Origin of the sequence: Streptomyces sp. NPDC021224, from assembly GCF_044332905.1 — a bacterium.
GTDB lineage: Bacteria > Actinomycetota > Actinomycetes > Streptomycetales > Streptomycetaceae > Actinacidiphila.
This window is the reverse complement of record NZ_JBIRPW010000003.1, coordinates 227,219-244,897: the sequence shown is the minus strand read 5'-3', so window position 1 is coordinate 244,897 and position 17,679 is coordinate 227,219. Positions and strand designations below refer to the sequence as shown.

The window sequence follows — 17,679 nt, the reverse complement described above, 5'->3', positions numbered from 1 at the left end:
GGACTTCCGACCCCGAGCGGACCGGCCAGATTGACCAGCGGATGTTCGGCCATCGCGACGCGCAACTTCTCCGGAGCCGCCGATCCGGATTCCTCCGAACTCCTCACGGGACACCGCCCTCCAGGCTCTCCGACCGCCGTCGCAGGACGATACCCAGCACGGCCCCCACTGCCCAGAGCGGAAACGTCAGCGCGTGCCGGCGGCGCCACCTGGCGGCCGGTGGAACGCGTGCGGGACGTCCCGCCTTCCCGCAAGCCCTCCGAATGGGCGGCTTCGTACGAACCTGACGTCCCGTTAGCGTCCGTTCCGGGCACGGCGGCTGCATCGGCCACGCCTCGCGCCCGCGTACAGGGTCAACACGACTCATGTCGAAAGGAGTGATCCATGAAACATTACGGGCGAATCGTCAGCATCGTCACGGCTGTCGTCGTCACCGGCGCCGCGGCGCTCACGACCGTCGGCAGTGCGAGCGCGGCTTCGGCCGACGCGAGCAACAAGACGGTGAGCGCCAAGGCCGCGAACGCCGGTTCGGCGGCGCCGGGAAAGCTGTCGGCTGCCGAGGACGGCCGTCAGCTCTTCGCCGGAATCCACTTCGGCCAGGGGCCGGTCGCGGCGAAGCCGGCGTCCCACGGAGTGTTCAAGGGGTTCGAGCTGAGTGCGAACGACAGCCCGAAGGCCGTTCATGCCGCGGCCGGACTGGCCGACAGGATCGAGGCGAAGTCCCCGGTACCTTCGCCGAGTTCTCGGTCAAGTCCCGTAGCGGAGATCCCCGGCTGGTGAAGGAGGCCACGGCCGACATCTCCCGCGCACTGGCCGATGTTTCCGATGCGGACCTGTCGGCGCCGCCTGCGGCATCGGCGGACTGCGTGGCCTTGGTCGTGGACGACCCCGCCCGTCAGCGTGCGGCGGCTCCGGCTTCCGCCGTCCCCGTCGGCCGGGCCCGGAGCCGGCGCGCGCGTATGTCCGAATCCATGGAGAGACGAAGAATATGTGGTGGAAGGATCGTCTTCGCAGAGTGCGTGACGGTGTGAGCGTGACCGCTCAGCACACGGTCGAGGTGCCGCGGCCATGGATCGCCGGGACCGCGGCTGTGTGCGCCGTCGTCGTCCTTTATGCTGCCCAGTCGCAGGTGCCGAAGAACGTGGTGCAGCTGCCCGGTCAGGATTCCGTCAGGCCCGCCGCGATCGCCGTCCTGCCGCAGGGCTGGGCGTTCTTCACGAAGTCGGCGCGCAGTTCGGAATACGAGCCGTTCCGCTGGGACGGCTCGTCCTGGACGAGTGCTTCCCTCGGACGCCATTGCGAGCACGGGTTCGACCGGGTCTCCCGTTCCCAGGGCATCGAGACGGCGTTGCTGCTCCACGAGGCGGGAAGGGCCACGCCGACGCCGTGCGCGCAGGCTTCGCTCCAGGACTGCCTGAAGAAGGCCCGGGTAGCCGCCGCGGTCGTCAACAGGACGCCGGGCGCGACGCTGTGCGGGCGGATCGCGGTGGTCGCACAGACACCCACGCCTTTCGCCTGGCGTGACCTTCTGCCCGCGCGGACGCCGCAGAGCGCCGTCGTGCTGGACGTCGCATGCTGAGGCCGGTCGCCGTGCCCTGGACCAGTGTGTACGGGCTCACCCGTACGCTCCTGGCGACCGGCACGATGGGCACGTTGGCTTTCAGCAGCACGGGAACGCTGTTCCGCCCCGTGGCGACGCAGGGCAACTACCCCATCTGCAAGGGGGCGGTGCGCGCGGGCCTATTCTGCGTGGCGCCCGACGGCCATCTCACCGCGACCCGATGGCTGTGCGTCCTCGTCCTCGTCGCCGTGGCCTGCGGACGGCGTCCCCGGTGGACCGCACTCCCGCACGCCTGGGTGTCCTTCAGCGTCTTCACCGAGACCGCCATCCCCGACGGCGGCGACCAGATCACGGCGGTCCTGTCGTTGCTGCTCGCCCTCACCGCGCTCGGCGATCCCCGCCGCTGGCACTGGGAGCGGCTCCGGGACGGGGCCGCCGCACGCCACCGCCGGGCCGTCCTGCTGGGCGCGACGGGCCTGGTGCTCGCCCGAATCCAGATGTCGTTCCTCTACTTCCAGTCCAGCGTCGCCAAACTTCCCCACGCGGAATGGGCCGACGGCACCGCGATGTGGTACTGGGGCCACAGCCTTGCGTTCGGCGCCCCCGGCCCGCTTCAGCCGCTGGTCTACCCGGTCCTCGCGTCCCCCACCGGCGTCGCACTCCTGATCTGGACGCCACTGGTGATAGAAATCGGCCTCGCCGCAAGCCTGTTGCTCGCGCAGCGCTGGCGCTGGCGCGTGTTCGCCGCGGGAGTCCTCTTCCACCTCTCCATCGCCGTGATGATGGGCCTGTGGAGTTTCGCCCTGGCCATGATCGGCGGCCTGGTGGTCCTCTGCTTCCCCCTCGGCTCGCACCTGTCCGTCACCCCACCGCAGATCGCCCGCAAGATCCTCCGAAGGCCCGCCACTCCCCCGCCGGGAGGCGAGGAGCACGCGACGTCGGCCCCGCGGAGGCTGCCACAGCCCGTTCCCGCCGCCGGCCCCCGGTCACCCGGGCGGGAGTGACCCCGCTGCCCTCGGGGCGGCAGACCGGGCGGAACGGCCGGCAGACGTGCCGGTCGGCGGCTCACGCCCTGCTTACGATGAGCGCATGCTGTCCTTCGTCCCCGCCATGCTGTGCCTGCTCGTGTTCGGTGTGAGCGTGCTCCAGGAGCGACGCCGCTTCAGTAACGCCGTTCTCCTGGGGCTGGGCGCCGCCCTCGCCGCCGGCGCGATGCTCTACGAGCTCCGCGTCACCCACCCGGTGTTGGGCAGGGACGCGGGCGTCGCCGCGATCGTGCTCGTGGCCCTGGGCATAGTGACACTGTCGGGCTTCCTGACCTCCAACGGCGTCGTCATGGTGCGCAAGGAGGGCCCCAGCCTGGCCAACTCGCTGTCGCTGCTGTCGGGTGTCGCGCTGGCCGCCCTGCTCGTCCTGACCGCCGTGACGCTGGTGGTGCGGTCCCGGGTGCTTGCCGTGGTGACGGGCACGGTCCTCGCGCTGGCCGGCTACGTCGCCTTCCTCTTCCTCTGTTTCGTCGCCTACACCTTCGTCTACAGCCGACTGCGCCCGCGGCGCCGCGCCGACTACGTTGTGGTGCTGGGGGCGGGCCTGGCCAACGGCAGTGAGGTGACGCCGCTGCTGGCGGGCCGACTGGAGCGCGCCCGCGAGGTGCACGGTCGCCTCCTGCGGCGCGGCAGGCGACCGATCGTGCTGACCTCCGGCGGCCAGGGCAGGGACGAGAAGCTGCCTGAGTCGCACACCATGGCGGACTACCTCGAAGCCCGGGGTGTGCCGCGGGATCTCATCGAGCGCGAGGACCGCTCGACGACCACGGAGGAGAACCTGAGGTTCAGCAGGGCGATCATGGAGAGGGCCAGGCCCGGTTACCGGTGCGTCATCGTGACGAACGACTACCACACCTTCCGGGCGGCGATGATCGCCCGGCGGGAGGGGGTCAGGGGGCAGGTCGTGGGTTGCCCCACCTCGCGCTACTTCCTGCCGAGCGCCACGATCCGCGAGTTCGTCGCCGTCCTGGTCACCTACTGGCGCACCAACCTTGCCTTCTGCCTGCTCGCCCTCCTCGGCGGCCTGTCCATCTGGTGGCTGGGCTGAGGGACCCGACCGCTTTCGGCCCCGTTCACCCTGCGGGGCCCCAGCCGGCCGCCGCCGCCGACACCGTGGCCGCCCCGCCCAGCGGACTTCCTCAGCAACGGCAGGCCCGCGTACACCCCGCAGGTGATGTTCCCCGAGCCGACCGGGGTGAAGGTCCCGGCGCAACTGCTGCTCGGCGTCGTCGCACAGGAGACGAACGTCGCGCAGGCCTCCTGGCACGCGGCCGACGGTGACACCGGCAACCCGCTGATCGCCGACTACTACGGCAACGGCAACGCCGACATCGACTCCAGCGCCTGGAACCACTCCGACTGCGGCTACGGCATCGGTCAGGTCACCGACGGCATGCGGATCACCGACACGACCCGCACGCTCAACGAGCAGATCGCCATCGCCACCGACTACCAGGCCGACATCGCCGGGTCCCTGCGCATCCTGGCCGACACATGGGGCCAGACGCACGCCGCCGGCACCACCGCCACCGAGGACGACCCCGCAGTGGGTATGGGTCGGCACCCAGCGCGTGGCGAAATACTCGGCCCCGACCGTCCCGGGCGGCGGCACGCTGCGCTCCCCGGCCGTCACGGCCTTCTGCTCGCCCGCGGTCAACGCCTGCGACCCGGGCACCGTCGTCGGTGGCGACCCCTGTCCTGGATCCGCTCAAGTCCGCCTTGGCCGTGGTGCTCCTCGATCCACGCGAGCGGGACCTCGGCTCTGTCGAACCGCAGGCCCGGATCCCAGGCGCGAGCCCGCAGCCTGTCGATGAGCGCGTCGTCGTTCCCCTGATCGTCGACCGCCACGGAATCCCGCTCGCCGTCACGCTCACCGGCGGCAATCGGCACGACGCATCTGACGGCCCGCGGCACCGCGCCGCACCGTCCGCGCCCCGGCCGGATCAGTCCTCGACCCAGCCGTGGGCGCGGGCGAAGTCCACCGCGCGCCGTCGGATCTGGAGGATCTGCTCGCCGGTGAGGGAGGGGGCCGCCGCGAGGAGGGCCTCGGTGAACTCCCGGGTGAAGTCCTCGCGGGAGAGCACGTCGCACATCGGCTCGCCGTCGACGACCGGGCCGGAGACGCCCGGCGCGTGCGGCTCGGCCGGGGGGCGCTCGGCGCCCTCGGCGAGCCGTACGGAGGAGGCCTTCAGCCCCCGGTCGCCCTCCTCGATGTCGAACTCGACCTGGAGCCCGGAGCGGAGGTACGACTCCGGGATCAGCAGATCGTTCACGTGCAGGAAGACGTCCTCACCGCCGAACGCCGGGGCGATGAACCCGTAACCCCGGGCACTGTCGAAACGCAGCACACGACCGGCAACCACAGCGACCCCCACCCGACACGAACCCGACACGAACTGGGAACCATCGTATCGAGCACACGATCGCAGCGTCATCCGCCCGGTGGACAACCGGGCGCGTGCGGCGCGGGAGGCGGTGCGAAAGTTCCCGTGCACCCCCGGCGTGCGGAGGCGTACGCCGGAGCACTCTGCCTCAACTGGGATGTTTACACCACCAGTTGCGCGTAGCTCCCCCTTTCACGCCATACCCGGCGGCACCACCCGCTGCTTGACTTGATCTCGCGGGTGGCCACCGGGCATCCGCGGGAAGTCCCGGATCGGCCCCGCGGCCGAGTGACCGAGTGGAGTACGCGATGAGCGCCCCCGCGAACGCCGGACCGCGGCGCCCGCTGCCCGGCCCGCCGGCTCTCCGGCCCGCCGGCCTGCGCCGCCGCGGGGTGATCCCCGGCGTCAGGCACCGACCCGTCCCGCCCGCGGACCCGCAGAAGGCGGCCGCCGTCGACGAGCGGCTGGAGGCGTGGGCGCGCGAACTCGACCTCTTCCCGCCGTCCTGGAACGGCGACTTCGCGGGCTTCCAGTTCGGCCGGGCGGTGGTCCTCCAGCACCCGAACGCCCTCGACCTGGACCGGCTGACGGTCGCCGGTGAGCTGCTGCTCGCGGAGAACCTGGTCGACAGCTGCTACTGCGAGGAGGACGAGGGCCGCGGCGCCTCCCGGCACGGGCTGGGCGGACCGCTGCTGCTGGCCCAGTCGGCGATCGACCCCTTCCACGGCACTCCGGAGCTGGAGGCGGACTGGCAGCGCGGGATGCAGGCGGACGGCCCGCTGCGCTCGTACCACTGGGCGATGAAGGACCTCGGACGCTTCGCCACGCCGAGCCAGACCGACCGCTTCGTGCACGACATCGCCCGGCTGCACCTGGGGTATCTCGCCGAGGCGGCCTGGGCCGAGACGCGCTATGCCCCGCAGGTGTGGGAGTACGTGGTGATGCGGCAGTTCAACAACTTCCGCCCGTGCCTGTCGATCGTGGACGCGGTCGACGGCTACGAGCTGCCCGAGGCGCTCTACGCGCGCCCGGAGATCCAGCGGATCACGGCGCTGGCCTGCAACGCGACGACGATCGTCAACGACCTCTACTCCTTCGCCAAGGAGCTGGAGAGCGATCCCGACCACCTCAACCTGCCGCAGGTGGTGGCCCGCAACGAGGGCCGCGGGCTCAAGCACGCCTACTTCCGCAGCATCGAGATCCACAACCAGGTGATGGACGCCTTCGAGGAGGAGGCCGCCGCGGTGTCGCTGCTCTCGCCACTCGTCGGCCGCTACGCCCAGGGCCTTTCCGACTGGGTGGCCGGCAACCACGAGTGGCACGCGACCAACAGCCACCGCTACCACCTGCCCCAGTACTGGTGAGCGCGTACCGCCGCACCGCGGCCGACGCGTCCACCGCGGGCGACCTCCGTGCCGGCATCCCTGCCGGTACGCGTCCCCGCTCCATATCCACCCGATACCCGCTCGGTCCGGCCCGGCCGGACGACGAGCACTCTCACCAGCACCGCAAGGAGCCACCGTTGGCCATCCCCCAGTCCGGCGCCACCGTCTCGCTGCCCGCCCAGTCGACGTACCAGTCCCGCGTCGCGGACTACTGGAACGCCGAGGAGAATCCGGTCAACCTCGAACTCGGCAAGATCGACGACCTCTACCACCACCACTACGGGGTCGGGGACGTCGACTGGTCCGTCGTGGACGAGCCGGACGCGGCACGGCGGCAGCAGCGGGTGACCGCCGAGCTGCACCGCCTGGAGCACGCCCAGGCGGAACTCCTCGCGTCACACCTCGGACCGCTCTCCCCCGCCGACCGGGTCTTCGACGCCGGCTGCGGGCGCGGCGGCGGCAGCGTCGTGGCGAACCAGCGCTACGGCTGCCACGCCGACGGCGTGACGCTGTCCACCAAGCAGGCGGACTTCGCCAACGCGCAGGCGCGCGCCCGGGGCATCGACGGCAAGGTGCGCTACCACCACCGCAACATGCTGGAGACCGGCTTCGAGACCGGCGGCTACGCGGCCTCGTGGAACAACGAGTCGACCATGTACGTCGAGCTCGACCTGCTCTTCGCCGAACACTCCCGGCTGCTGCGCCGCGGTGGCCGCTACGTGGTGATCACCGGCTGCTACAACGACACCTACGGCCGCGCCTCGCGCGAGGTGTCCCTGATCAACGCGCACTACATCTGCGACATCCACCCGCGGTCGGAGTACTTCCGCGCGATGGCCCGGCACCGGCTCGTCCCGGTCCACGTGGAGGACCTGACGCCGGCCACGATCCCGTACTGGGAGCTGCGCAAGACCGCCGAGCACCTGGTGACGGGGGTGGAGGACGCGTTCCTCGACGCGTACCGCAACGGCAGCTTCCAGTACCTGCTGATCGTCGCCGACCGGGTCTGACACCCCCGTTCTCCGCCGCCCCCGCGGCCGGGCCCCGGACCGGGCCCGGCCGCGGGGGCGCCGCCGTGCTCCCGGGCCCCGGACGGGGCGGGCGTCAGGCGAGGGTGGCGACCATGACCGCCTTGATGGTGTGCATGCGGTTCTCCGCCTGGTCGAAGACGACCGAGTGCGCCGACTCGAAGACCTCGTCGGTGACTTCCAGCTCGCTCAGCCCGTACTGGTCGTGGATCAGCCGGCCGACCTCGGTGCCGAGGTCGTGGAAGGCGGGCAGGCAGTGCAGGAACTTCACGTCCGGCTTGCCGGTGGCGCGCAGCACGTCCATCGTGACCGCGTAGGGCGCGAGGGCGGCGATCCGCTCCGCCCAGACCTCCTTGGGCTCGCCCATCGACACCCAGACGTCGGTGACGACGAAGTCGCAGTCCCGCACGCCCTGCGCGATGTCCTCGGTGAGGGTGATCTGCGCTCCGGAGGCCTCGGCGAGCCTGCGGGCCTCGGCGACGACGTCCTCGGCCGGCCAGTACGCGCGCGGGGCGACGATCCGCACGTCGAGGCCGAGCAGGGCGCCGGTGACCAGGTAGGAGTTGCCCATGTTGAACCGGGCGTCGCCGAGGTAGGCGAAGGCGACACCGCGCTCGCGCAGGCCCGCGACACCGCCGGTGTGCTCGGCCATGGTGAGCACGTCGGCCAGCATCTGGGTGGGGTGCCAGTCGTCGGTGAGGCCGTTGTAGACGGGGACCCCGGCGTGCGCGGCCAGCTCCTCGACGGCGGCCTGGCTGGCGCCCCGGTACTGGATCGCGTCGAACATCCGGCCGAGCACCCGGGCGGTGTCCTTGACCGACTCCTTGTGCCCTATCTGCGAGCCCGACGGATCCAGGTACGTCGTGGCCGCGCCCTGGTCGGCGGCGGCGACCTCGAAGGAGCAGCGGGTACGCGTCGAGGTCTTCTCGAAGATCAGCGCGATGCTGCGACCGCGCAGCCGCGGCTCCTCCGTGCCGGCCTTCTTCGCCGCCTTGAGCTCGGCGGCCAGCTCCACCAGGCCCAGGAACTCCTCGGGCGTGTAGTCCAGCTCCTTGACGAAGGGGCGGCCCTTGAGATCGACGGGCATGACGGGGACTCCTCGGTCGGTGGTGCACGGCAACCATGGAAGTCTATACGAGACACGACATGCTTATACAGTGCCTTTTCCGGGCGGCCTCGGGCTGCCGCACCCCTACCCGGTCGATGCCCCGCCCGGGCACCGCTCACACGGTCCGAAGCGGATCCGGCCTGGTCGGGACCGTTTTCGTAGCTGCGCCTTCTGTGGACCGGGGGCGGCTCACACCGGGTCCCGCTCGATGGGGCAGCTCATGCAGCGCGGGCCGCCGCGGCCCCGGCCCAGCTCGCTGCCCGGGATCTCGATGACCTCGATACCGCGCTTGCGCAGGAAGGTGTTGGTCGTCGCGTTGCGCTCGTAGGCCACCACCACACCGGGCTCCACCGCCAGCACGTTGCAGCCGTCGTCCCACTGCTCCCGCTCGGCCGCGTGCACGTCCTGCGTCGCGGTCAGCACCTTGACCGACTCCAGGCCGAGCGCGGCCGCGATCGCCCGGTGCATGTGCTCCGGGGGATGGTCGGTGACCTTCAGCTCGCCCTCCTCGCCACCGGGCTCGATGGTGTAGGACGGCAGCATCCCCAGGCCCGCGTACTGCGTGAAGGTGTCGCCGTCCACCATCGTCATCACCGTGTCGAGGTGCATGAACGCGCGCCGCTTGGGCATGTCGAGCGCCACGATGGCGCGGGCCGAACCGGCCGCGAACATCCGGCGGGCCAGCATCTCCACGGCTTGCGGGGTGGTGCGCTCGCTCATCCCGATGAGCACCACACCCGAACCCAGCACCAGGACGTCGCCGCCCTCGATCGTCGAGGGGTAGGCGCTCTGCCCCTCGGACCAGACGTGGAAGCGGCCGCCCGCGAAGAGCGGGTGGTGCCGGTAGATCGCCTCGAAATGCACGGTCTCCCGCTGCCGGGCGGGCCAGCGCATCGCGTTGATGCTGACCCCGTCGTAGATCCAGGCCGAGGTGTCGCGGGTGAAGATGTGGTTGGGCAGCGGGGAGAGCAGGAAGTCGTCCAGCTCCAGGGCGTGGAAACGGACCGAGACCGGCTCCGCGAAACGGGCCAGGAACTCGCGCTTGGTCATCCCGCCGACCAGGGCCTCGGTCAGGTCCGGGGTGCTCAGCTCGTCGAAGGCGGCCCGCAGGTGCCCGGTGGCGAGCGGGCCGTACTCCTTCTCGTCGAAGACCCGGTCCAGGACCAGCGCCTTGGCCGCGGGACGCTCCAGGGCCTCGGTCAGCAGGTCGCCGAAGAGGTGCACCTCGACGCCGCGGTCGCGCAGCACGTCGGCGAAGCCGTCGTGCTCGGCCCGCGCGCGGCGCACCCACAGCACGTCGTCGAAGAGCAGCGCGTCCTTGTTGCTGGGCGTCAGGCGCTTCAGCTCCAGATCCGGGCGGTGCAGGATGACGCGGCGCAGCCGCCCGGTCTCGGAGTCGACGTGGAATCCCATGGGATCAGACCTTCCCACCCGGGATGGGCTTTATCACGTACCCGGCCCGCGCCCGGGCGGGCCCGCACCGCTCGGGGTGCGGGCCCGCGGGGTCACAGCCGGGGGTCGACCGGCTCGGACTCCAGGGCCAGCACGGCGAACACCGGCTCGTGGACGCGCCACAGCGGCTCGCCGCCCGCGAGACGGTCCAGGGCCTCCAGCCCGAGGGCGTACTCGCGCAGGGCGAGCGACCGCTTGTGGCCGAGCGAGCGCTGCCGGAGCCGGACCAGGTGGTCGGGGCGGGTGTACTCGGGTCCGTAGATGATCCGCAGGTACTCCCGGCCCCGGCACTTCAGGCCCGGCTGGACGAGGCCGCCGCCCGGCTCGCGCAGCCCGGTCGCGAGCGGCTTGACGACCATGCCCTCGCCGCCCGCCGCCGTGAGGTCGAGCCACCAGGTGGTGCCCGCGGCGACGGACGCCTCGTCCGCGGTGTCGACCAGCAGCCGCCGGGTGGTGCGCAGCAGCCCGGAGCCGTCACCGGCGACCAGCCGGTCGAGCAGCGCGAGCTGCCGGTCCTGCGGCAGCTCGGCCGCCAGGCTGCGGCCGCGGGCGGCCAGGATCTGGAAGGGCGCGAACTCCACGCCCGCCAGGCCGTCGGTGGTCCAGCAGTAGCGGCGGTAGGCGTCGGTGAACGCCCGCGCGTCCGCGGCTCTCTCGCGCTGCCGGGCGAGCAGCCTGGCCACGTCGGCGCCGCGGCCGGCCGCCGACTCCAGCGCGGCGAGCGCCGGCGGGAAGGCGGCGCCCGCGGCGGCCCCGACCGCGGCGTACTGGGTGCGCAGCAGGCCGGAGGCCTTGAGCGACCAGGGCAGCAGCTCGCCGTCGAGCAGCAGCCAGTCGGTGTCCAGCTCCTCCCACAGGCCTGCGGCGTCCGCGGCGGCGCGCAGCCGGGCGAGCACCTCCTCGGTGACCACCGCGTCGTCGAAGAAGGGGCGTCCGGTGCGGGTGTGCAGCGTCCCCGTCACGCCCGCGGCGGTGCCGAAGCGCTCGGTGGCGGCCGCCTCGTCGCGGCACACCAGGGCGATGGCGCGCGAGCCCATGTGCTTCTCCTCGCACACGACCTCGCGCACCCCGGCGTCGCGGTAGTAGGCGAAGGCCTCTGCGGGGTGTTCGAGGAAACCCTCCTCGGCGGAGGTGGCGCAGGGTGCCATGGTCGGCGGCAGGTGGCACAGCAGCCGCGGGTCGACCGCGAAACGGCTCATGACCTCCAGCGCCGCCGCGGCGTTCTGCTCACGCACCGCGAGCCGTCCCATGCGGGAGGTCTCCACGATCCGGCGGCCCGCGACGTCACCGAGGTCGAGCGGACGGCCCTCCCGCCCGCCGGGTGCCTCGCTGAGCAGCGGCCGGACCGGCTCGTACCAGACCCGCTCGGCGGGGACGTCCACCAGCTCGCGCTCGGGCCAGCGCAGCGCGGTGAGCCGGCCGCCGAAGACGGCGCCGGTGTCGAGGCAGATGGTGTTGTTGATCCAGGAGGCCGCGGGCACCGGGGTGTGGCCGTAGACGACCGCCGCCCTGCCCCGGTAGTCCTCCGCCCACGGGTAGCGGACGGGCAGGCCGAACTCGTCGGTCTCCCCGGTCGTGTCGCCGTAGAGGGCGTGCGAGCGCACCCGGCCGGAGGTGCGGCCGTGGTACTTCTCCGGCAGCCCGGCGTGGCAGACCACCAGCCGGCCGCCGTCCAGGACGTAGTGGCTGACCAGGCCTTCGATGAAGGTGGCGACACGGCGCCGGAAGTCCGGGTCGCGCTCGTCCTCGGCGGCGAACTGCTCCACCGTCTCGGCCAGGCCGTGGGTGAGCTGGACCTGGCGGCCCTTGAGGTGGCGGCCGAGCTTGTTCTCGTGGTTGCCGGGCACGCACAGCGCGGTGCCGGCCTCGACCATGCTCATGACGCGGCGCAGCACACCGGGGCTGTCCGGGCCGCGGTCGACGAGGTCGCCGACGAAGACCGCGGTGCGGCCCTCGGGGTGGCGGCCGTCGTCGTAGCCGAGCTCGGCCAGCAGCGCCTCCAGCTCGGCGCTGCATCCGTGGATGTCGCCGATGATGTCGAAGGGGCCGGTCAGATGCCGCAGGTCGTTGTAGCGCGGCTCGGTCACCACCCGGGCGGCCTCGATCTCCGCGGTGCCGCGCAGGATGTGGACCTTGCGGAAACCCTCCCGCTCCAGGCCGCGCAGCGAGCGGCGCAGCTCGCGCTGGTGGCGCTGGATGACGTGCCGCGGCAGGGTGGCCCGTTCGGGGCGCCGGGCGTTGCGGTCGGCGCACACCCGCTCGGGGACGTCGAGGACGATCGCGATAGGCAGCACGTCGTGCTCCCGCGCCAGGTTCACCAGCTGGCGGCGGGCCTCCGGCTGGACGCTGGTGGCGTCCACGACCGTGCGGCGCCCGGCGGCGAGCCGCTTGCCGGCGATGTAGTGCAGCACGTCGAAGGCGTCGGACGTCGCGCTCTGGTCGTTCTCGTCGTCGCTGACCAGGCCGCGGCAGTAGTCGGAGGAGATCACCTCGGTGGGCTTGAAGTGCCGTGCGGCGAAGGTGGACTTGCCGGAGCCGGTGGCGCCGATCAGCACCACCAGGGACAGGTCGGTGACCGCCAGGCTGCGGCCCTCGGCGGGGGCGGCGCTGGTGGTGGTCTCGTCGGTGCCGGTCATGCCGCCTCCTCCTCCTTCTTCTTCTTCTCGTCGTGCGGTGCGTGTGTCTCGTGCGTGGTGAACAGGGCGAGCTGGGTCGGCGGGCCCACCTCGGGGTCGTCGGGGCCGACGGCGTGGAAGTCCACGGCGTAGCCGTGCCGTCCGGCCACCGCCCGCGCCCAGTCGCGGAACTCCCGCCTGGTCCACTCGAAGCGGTGGTCGTGGTGCCTGCGGTGGCCCGCGGGCAGGGTCTCCCAGCGCACGTTGTACTCGACGTTGGGCGTCGTCACGACGACCGTCCCGGGACGGGCGGCGCCGAAGACGGCGTATTCGAGCGCGGGCAGCCGCGGCGGGTCCAGGTGCTCGACGACCTCGCTGAGCACCGCCGCGTCATAACCCTTGAGCCGCTTGTCGGTGTAGGCGAGCGACCCCTGGAGCAGCGTGACCCGGGACGACTGCCGCTCGCCCATGCGGTCCAGCCGCAGCCGGCGGGCCGCGATCTCCAGGGCCCGCACCGACACGTCCATGCCGACGATCTCCGTGAAGCGCGGGTCCTTGAGCAGCGCCGCCACCAGCTGGCCCTGGCCGCAGCCGAGGTCCAGCACCCGCGCGGCACCGGCGGTGCGCAGCGCGCCGAGGATCGCCTCCCGCCGCTGCACCGCGAGGGGTACGGGGCGTTCCTTGTCCTCGGCGGCTCCCTCGGCCTCCTCCGTTTCCTCCGGCTCCTCCAGCTCCTCGGGCGCGACGGCGTTGTCGATCGCCTCGACCTCCACGTCGTCGGCGTCCGCGAGCCGCACCAGCTCCAGCCGCTCGTCGGCCTCCCTGGTGAGCGACCGGCGGCGGGACAGGTACCGATGGGTGATCAGCCGCTGCTCGGGGTGCGCGGCCAGCCAGCCCTCGCCGAACCGCAGCAGCTTGTCGACCTCGTCGGCCGACACCCAGTAGTGCTTGGCGTCGTCCAGCACCGGCAGCAGCACGTACAGATGCCGCAGGGCGTCGGCGAGCCGCAGCTCGCCCTCCAGCACCAGCCGCACGTAACGCGACGCGCCCCACTCGGGGAAGGCGGCGTCCAGCGGCACCTGCTCCGCGGTCACCTGCCAGCCCAGCGGCTCGAACAGCCGGGCCACCAGCGCGGGCCCACCGCGCGCGGGCAGCGCAGGCACCTCGATCCGCAGCGGCAGCGGCGCCGCGGCCCGCTCGGGCAGCTCCCGGCAGTCACCGCGCAGCGCGCTCGCGAACACCGTGCGCAGCGCCACCGCCAACAGCGACGAGGCCGCGTACGGGCGGTCGTTGACGTACTGCGCCAGTGCCGCGTCGGGCGTCGTACCACTGCGGCCCTTGCCCCGCCCGCGCCGGGCGAGCGCGGGCGGATCGACCTCCAGCAGCAGCGCCGCGGTGCAGCGCTCGGCGTCCGCCTCGGGGTAGAAGACGTGCGCGTCGCCGTAGGAGGTGGCGAAGGTCTGCGCCTTGCCGGGGTGCTTGTGGAGCAGGTAGCCGAGGTCCGTCGCAGGGCCCGCGGACGTCCTGCTCGTCGAGATCGTCAGGAACACCCGCCGAGTATCCGCCCGGCGCGGACTCCGTGACGACGCCTTTTCCGACCCGGAGCCCGCGAGCCCAGAGCCCGGAGCCCGGAGCCCGCGAGCCCGGAGACGAGAGCCCGCACCCGGCCCCGGGCACCCGGGAGCCCCTACGGTCGCGGTCCGCCGTCCAGCCGGACGCGCAGGGCCCCGATCGTCGTCGGGCCCACCCGGCAGCAGCCGCCGATCAGCCGGGCACCGGCCGCCTGCCATGCCAGGGCCGAATCGGCGGTGAGGGTGTGCGGTCCCGTCCAGCGCCGGGTGGCGGCGTCCCATCGCTCGCCGCTGTTCGGATAGGCCACCGCCGGTTTGCCGGTGACCGAGACCGCGAGCTCGACCGCGGCCAGGACGTCCTGCGGCGCGCAGCAGTTGACGCCCACCGCCATCACCTCGTCCCGCCCCGCCGCCAGCGCGAAGGCCTCGGCGAGCGGCTGGCCCGCCCGCGTCCTGCCGCCCTCGGCGGTGTAGGACAGCCACACCGGCAGCCCGGTCGGCGCCGCCGCCCGCAGCATCGCCTCGGCCTCGTCGATGTCCGGCACCGTCTCCAGCGCCAGCACGTCGGGCCACGCCTCCGCCGCCGCCTCGATCCGCGGACGGTGGAAGGCGGTCAGCTCCCGCACCGTCCTGCCGTACCGCCCGCGGTATTCGCTGCCGTCGGCCAGTACCGCGCCATAGGGCCCGACCGACGCGGCCACCGCGATCCCCGGGCGCTCCGCCGCCGCTTCCCGGGCCAGCGTGACGCTGCGCCGCAGCAGCGCCGACGCCTCCGGGCGGCCGATGCCGCGGCGGGCGAAACCCTCGTAACTGGCCTGGTAGCCCGAGGTGATGAGCACATCCGCACCGGCCCGGACGTAGGCGGTGTGGGCGGCGCGGATCTGCCCGGGGTCGTCGGCCAGCAGCCGGGCCGTCCACAGCGGATCCGACAGGTCGCAGCCCTGGTCGGCCAGCTGGTTGGACAGCCCGCCGTCAAGCACGAGCGTCCGGCCCGGCGGCAGCCGCCGCCCCCGGCCGCCGCCGGGAGCCGGTGACCGGTCCTCGGAACGCTCCGGGGACCGGTCCGGGGAGCCGTCGGAGGACCGGTCCGGGGAGCGCTCCGACGGAGGAACCGGCGAACGGTCCGGTGGCCGGGCGGACGGCGGGAGGGGCGGCGGCGGGGTCATCGCGCGGTCTCAGCCCAGCTGCGGCGCAACCTGGGAGGCGATCAGCTCCAGGTGGTCCAGGTCGTGCAGATCCAGCGTCTGGAGGTAGAAGCGGGTGGCACCCTGCTCCGCGTAGCGGCCGATCTTCTCGACCACCTCCGCCGGGGAACCGGCGAGCCCGTTCTCCTTCAGCTCGGTGACCTCGCGGCCGATCACCGCCGCCCGCCGGGCCACCTCCGCGTCGTCCTTCCCCACGCACACCACCAGCGCGTTGGAGTACGTCATGCTCTCCTCGGGGCGGCCCGCCGCCCGCACCGCCTCCCGTACCCGGGTGAACTGCGTGCCCGTGTCGGCGATCGAGGCGAAGGGCACGTTGAACTCGTCGGCGTAGCGCGCCGCGAGCTCCGGGGTGCGCTTGGCGCCCATCCCGCCGATCAGCACCGGCACCTTCGTCTGCGCGGGCTTCGGCAGCGCCGGGGAGTCGGCGAGCTGGTAGAACTTCCCCTCGAAGTCGAAGGTCTTGCCCACCGGGGTCGCCCACAGCCCGGTGACCACGGCCAGCTGCTCCTCCAGGCGGCCGAACTTCTCCTTCGGGAACGGGATGCCGTACGCCTTGTGCTCCGCCTCGAACCAGCCGGCGCCGAGCCCGAACTCGATCCGGCCACCCGACATCGCGTCGACCTGCGCCACCTGGATCGCCAGCACGCCGGGCAGCCGGAAGGTGCCCGCGGTCATCAGCGTGCCGAGCCTGATCCGGCTGGTCTCCCGGGCCAGGCCCGCCAGCGTGATCCACGCGTCCGTCGGGCCGGGCAGCCCGTCGCCGCCCATCGTCAGGTAGTGGTCCGAGCGGAAGAAGGCGTCGAAGCCGAGGTCTTCCGTCGCCTTGGCGACGCGGAGGAGTGTGTCGTAGTCGGCCCCCTGCTGGGGCTCGGTGAAGATGCGCAGGTCCATTCCCCCATCCTGCACTCTTCCCGCGCCACCACGTCAAACGCCACATGACGACTCACCACCGCGCGCCCCGCCGCCGTCCGCTCCCTCGCGGACCAGCGTCCGTACCCGCTCCCTCGCCTCGTCCACCGCGTCCAGCGCCTCGACGCAGCTCCAGTAGGCGCCTTCGTCCTCCACCGCGCACGTCAGCACCACCAGGGCCTGGTTGATCTCGCCGAGCAGCACCCGCAGCGCCCGCAGCGTCCCGGACGGATCGCGCACCGCCGTCAGCCGGGCGGCGCGCGGCGGACCGGCCCCGGCGGCCGCGACCGGTGGCACCACCCGCCCCGCCCCCGTCTCCTCCCCCGCGGACCCGGCGGCCGCGTGCCCCGCGGACAGCAGCCGCGACACCGCCTCGACCAGCTCGCCCGCCTGCCAGGCCTCCTCGATGACATCCTCGGGCCGCGGCGCACCGCGCATCACCTGCTCCGACTCCGCCACCAGCCGTGCCGCATCCATCGCCTGCCCTCTCGTCCACCGGGGCGGTGACCCGTTCACCACCCGCCGACATCACTCAGCGTGACAGATCATCGACGGGGAGCGAAAGGGCCTTCTCCGCACCTGTGGATAACTTCGAAAGGGACATCTCTCCGGAGGATCGGCGCAGGTCAGCCGGGCTGTGGCGGGTCGCCCGCCACCCGGTCCCGATCGGCCGGCGGGGCTGCCGCGCCCCGCGGCACCTTCGGGAAGCGCTGCTCGTTGCGGTCGATCTTCGCGTCCAGCGCGGCGAGCACATCGACGTCCAGCACCGCGCAGAACTGCAGCAGATACGCCAGTACGTCGGCGACCTCGTCGCGCACGCGGTGCGCGGACTCCGGGTCCGCCATCACCGCGGCCGCCTGTTCGGGCGTCAGCCACTGGAAAATTTCCAGCAGTTCGGCGGCCTCGACGCTCAGCGCGGAGGCGAGGTTCTTGGGGGTGTGGAAGGGCTGCCAGTCGCGGGCCGCGGCGAAGTCGACGAGGCGGCGCTGCAAGCCCGCGACGTCCAGGGGGTGTTGTCCGGTCACCCCGTCCGGTCTACCTCATCCCGGCCGCCGCCCTCACCTCGGGCGCCCGCCGTCCCGGCGGCCCCGTCGCCCGGCTCGCCGCCCTCCACGCCTCCACCACCCGTCGCGCAGCCGCCGCCCGCCTCGCGGTCGGCACCCGGCGCGCGGTCGGCACCCGGCGCGCGGTCAGCACCCGTCTCACCGTCTGCACCCGGCACGAGATCGCCGCTCCACTCGCCGTCGCCACCCGTCACCAGCACCGCGTCCGGCTCCTCGCCCTCCTCCCCCTCCCCGTCCTCCCGCACGGCAGGCTCACCGCCCGCGGCGGAGCCGACCGCATCCACGGAACCGGCCGCCCCGGCGTCGCCGCCCGCCTCCGCCGCACCGGCCTCTCCCCCGTCCTGAGCCGGA

The 17,679-nt window shown here is 72.8% G+C and carries 16 protein-coding genes; 7 read left to right on the top strand and 9 right to left on the bottom strand.

Annotated features, from left to right (window positions below; all coding sequences use genetic code 11):
• The first annotated feature begins 384 nt into the window (after positions 1 to 384).
• The 5 genes from ACH4PY_RS09565 (at position 385) to ACH4PY_RS09545 (ending at position 4,441) form a co-directional block, all read left to right on the top strand.
• Positions 385 to 780 (top strand): hypothetical protein, encoded by a 396-nt coding sequence (locus ACH4PY_RS09565; RefSeq protein WP_398178106.1) that lies wholly within the window; start codon positions 385 to 387, stop codon positions 778 to 780.
• 253 nt (positions 781 to 1,033) lie between these two features.
• Positions 1,034 to 1,579, top strand: coding sequence for an SdpA family antimicrobial peptide system protein (locus ACH4PY_RS09560; protein ID WP_398178103.1), 546 nt, complete (start codon positions 1,034 to 1,036; stop codon positions 1,577 to 1,579).
• Complete coding sequence (locus ACH4PY_RS09555; RefSeq protein ID WP_398178100.1) at positions 1,573 to 2,565, top strand: sporulation-delaying protein SdpB family protein; 993 nt, start codon at positions 1,573 to 1,575, stop codon at positions 2,563 to 2,565. The genes ACH4PY_RS09560 and ACH4PY_RS09555 overlap by 7 nt, the downstream gene beginning before the upstream one ends.
• Before the next feature lie 85 nt (positions 2,566 to 2,650).
• Positions 2,651 to 3,655 (top strand): YdcF family protein, encoded by a 1,005-nt coding sequence (locus ACH4PY_RS09550; protein WP_398178096.1) that lies wholly within the window; start codon positions 2,651 to 2,653, stop codon positions 3,653 to 3,655.
• Between the two features lie 123 nt (positions 3,656 to 3,778).
• Positions 3,779 to 4,441: a hypothetical protein gene (locus ACH4PY_RS09545; RefSeq protein WP_398178093.1), complete on the top strand. Its 663-nt coding sequence runs from the start codon at positions 3,779 to 3,781 to the stop codon at positions 4,439 to 4,441.
• A 109-nt stretch (positions 4,442 to 4,550) separates the two neighbouring features.
• Here the strand turns inward: ACH4PY_RS09545 and ACH4PY_RS09540 are convergent, their stop codons facing one another.
• A complete protein-coding gene (locus ACH4PY_RS09540; protein ID WP_398178090.1) occupies positions 4,551 to 4,970 on the bottom strand; it encodes a cold-shock protein in 420 nt (139 codons plus the stop codon).
• Positions 4,971 to 5,299: 329 nt separating this feature from the next.
• On the opposite strand from ACH4PY_RS09540, the gene ACH4PY_RS09535 reads away from it, so the two are divergent.
• Positions 5,300 to 6,355, top strand: a complete 1,056-nt coding sequence (locus tag ACH4PY_RS09535) for a family 2 encapsulin nanocompartment cargo protein terpene cyclase (RefSeq protein ID WP_398178087.1) — start codon at positions 5,300 to 5,302, stop codon at positions 6,353 to 6,355.
• Between the two features lie 158 nt (positions 6,356 to 6,513).
• Positions 6,514 to 7,386, top strand: coding sequence for a geranyl diphosphate 2-C-methyltransferase (locus ACH4PY_RS09530; RefSeq protein ID WP_398178084.1), 873 nt, complete (start codon positions 6,514 to 6,516; stop codon positions 7,384 to 7,386).
• A 94-nt stretch (positions 7,387 to 7,480) separates the two neighbouring features.
• Here ACH4PY_RS09530 and argF read toward each other — a convergent pair whose 3' ends face one another.
• From argF to ACH4PY_RS09490, 8 genes are all read right to left on the bottom strand, one after another.
• Positions 7,481 to 8,491, bottom strand: coding sequence for an ornithine carbamoyltransferase (gene argF, locus ACH4PY_RS09525; protein WP_398178082.1), 1,011 nt, complete (start codon positions 8,489 to 8,491; stop codon positions 7,481 to 7,483).
• A 210-nt stretch (positions 8,492 to 8,701) separates the two neighbouring features.
• Complete coding sequence (locus ACH4PY_RS09520; RefSeq protein ID WP_398178079.1) at positions 8,702 to 9,925, bottom strand: arginine deiminase; 1,224 nt, start codon at positions 9,923 to 9,925, stop codon at positions 8,702 to 8,704.
• Between the two features lie 92 nt (positions 9,926 to 10,017).
• Positions 10,018 to 12,600 (bottom strand): polynucleotide kinase-phosphatase, encoded by a 2,583-nt coding sequence (locus ACH4PY_RS09515; RefSeq protein WP_398178076.1) that lies wholly within the window; start codon positions 12,598 to 12,600, stop codon positions 10,018 to 10,020.
• Complete coding sequence (locus tag ACH4PY_RS09510; protein ID WP_398178073.1) at positions 12,597 to 14,129, bottom strand: 3' terminal RNA ribose 2'-O-methyltransferase Hen1; 1,533 nt, start codon at positions 14,127 to 14,129, stop codon at positions 12,597 to 12,599. The genes ACH4PY_RS09515 and ACH4PY_RS09510 overlap by 4 nt, the downstream gene beginning before the upstream one ends.
• A 137-nt stretch (positions 14,130 to 14,266) precedes the next feature.
• On the bottom strand, positions 14,267 to 15,130 hold the full coding sequence (mmuM, locus tag ACH4PY_RS09505) for a homocysteine S-methyltransferase (RefSeq protein WP_398178069.1): 864 nt from the start codon (positions 15,128 to 15,130) through the stop codon (positions 14,267 to 14,269).
• A gap of 195 nt (positions 15,131 to 15,325) precedes the next feature.
• Positions 15,326 to 16,246, bottom strand: coding sequence for an LLM class F420-dependent oxidoreductase (locus ACH4PY_RS09500; protein WP_398178066.1), 921 nt, complete (start codon positions 16,244 to 16,246; stop codon positions 15,326 to 15,328).
• 33 nt (positions 16,247 to 16,279) lie between these two features.
• Positions 16,280 to 16,741 carry a DUF6099 family protein gene (locus ACH4PY_RS09495; RefSeq protein ID WP_398178063.1) on the bottom strand — a complete coding sequence of 154 codons (462 nt, stop codon included), beginning with the start codon at positions 16,739 to 16,741 and terminating at the stop codon, positions 16,280 to 16,282.
• A 149-nt stretch (positions 16,742 to 16,890) separates the two neighbouring features.
• Positions 16,891 to 17,289: a nucleotide pyrophosphohydrolase gene (locus ACH4PY_RS09490; RefSeq protein WP_398178060.1), complete on the bottom strand. Its 399-nt coding sequence runs from the start codon at positions 17,287 to 17,289 to the stop codon at positions 16,891 to 16,893.
• Positions 17,290 to 17,679: the final 390 nt, after the last annotated feature.

Excerpts from the sequence above, each read along its gene's own strand:
- ACH4PY_RS09565 (WP_398178106.1), top strand. The coding sequence starts at position 385 with ATGAAACATTACGGGCGAATCGTCAGCATCGTCACGGCTGTCGTCGTC.
- ACH4PY_RS09555 (WP_398178100.1), top strand. The coding sequence starts at position 1,573 with ATGCTGAGGCCGGTCGCCGTGCCCTGGACCAGTGTGTACGGGCTCACC.
- ACH4PY_RS09550 (WP_398178096.1), top strand. The coding sequence starts at position 2,651 with ATGCTGTCCTTCGTCCCCGCCATGCTGTGCCTGCTCGTGTTCGGTGTG.
- ACH4PY_RS09535 (WP_398178087.1), top strand. The coding sequence starts at position 5,300 with ATGAGCGCCCCCGCGAACGCCGGACCGCGGCGCCCGCTGCCCGGCCCG.
- argF (WP_398178082.1), bottom strand. The coding sequence starts at position 8,491 with ATGCCCGTCGATCTCAAGGGCCGCCCCTTCGTCAAGGAGCTGGACTAC.
- ACH4PY_RS09520 (WP_398178079.1), bottom strand. The coding sequence starts at position 9,925 with ATGGGATTCCACGTCGACTCCGAGACCGGGCGGCTGCGCCGCGTCATC.
- ACH4PY_RS09515 (WP_398178076.1), bottom strand. The coding sequence starts at position 12,600 with ATGACCGGCACCGACGAGACCACCACCAGCGCCGCCCCCGCCGAGGGC.
- ACH4PY_RS09500 (WP_398178066.1), bottom strand. The coding sequence starts at position 16,246 with ATGGACCTGCGCATCTTCACCGAGCCCCAGCAGGGGGCCGACTACGAC.
- ACH4PY_RS09495 (WP_398178063.1), bottom strand. The coding sequence starts at position 16,741 with ATGGATGCGGCACGGCTGGTGGCGGAGTCGGAGCAGGTGATGCGCGGT.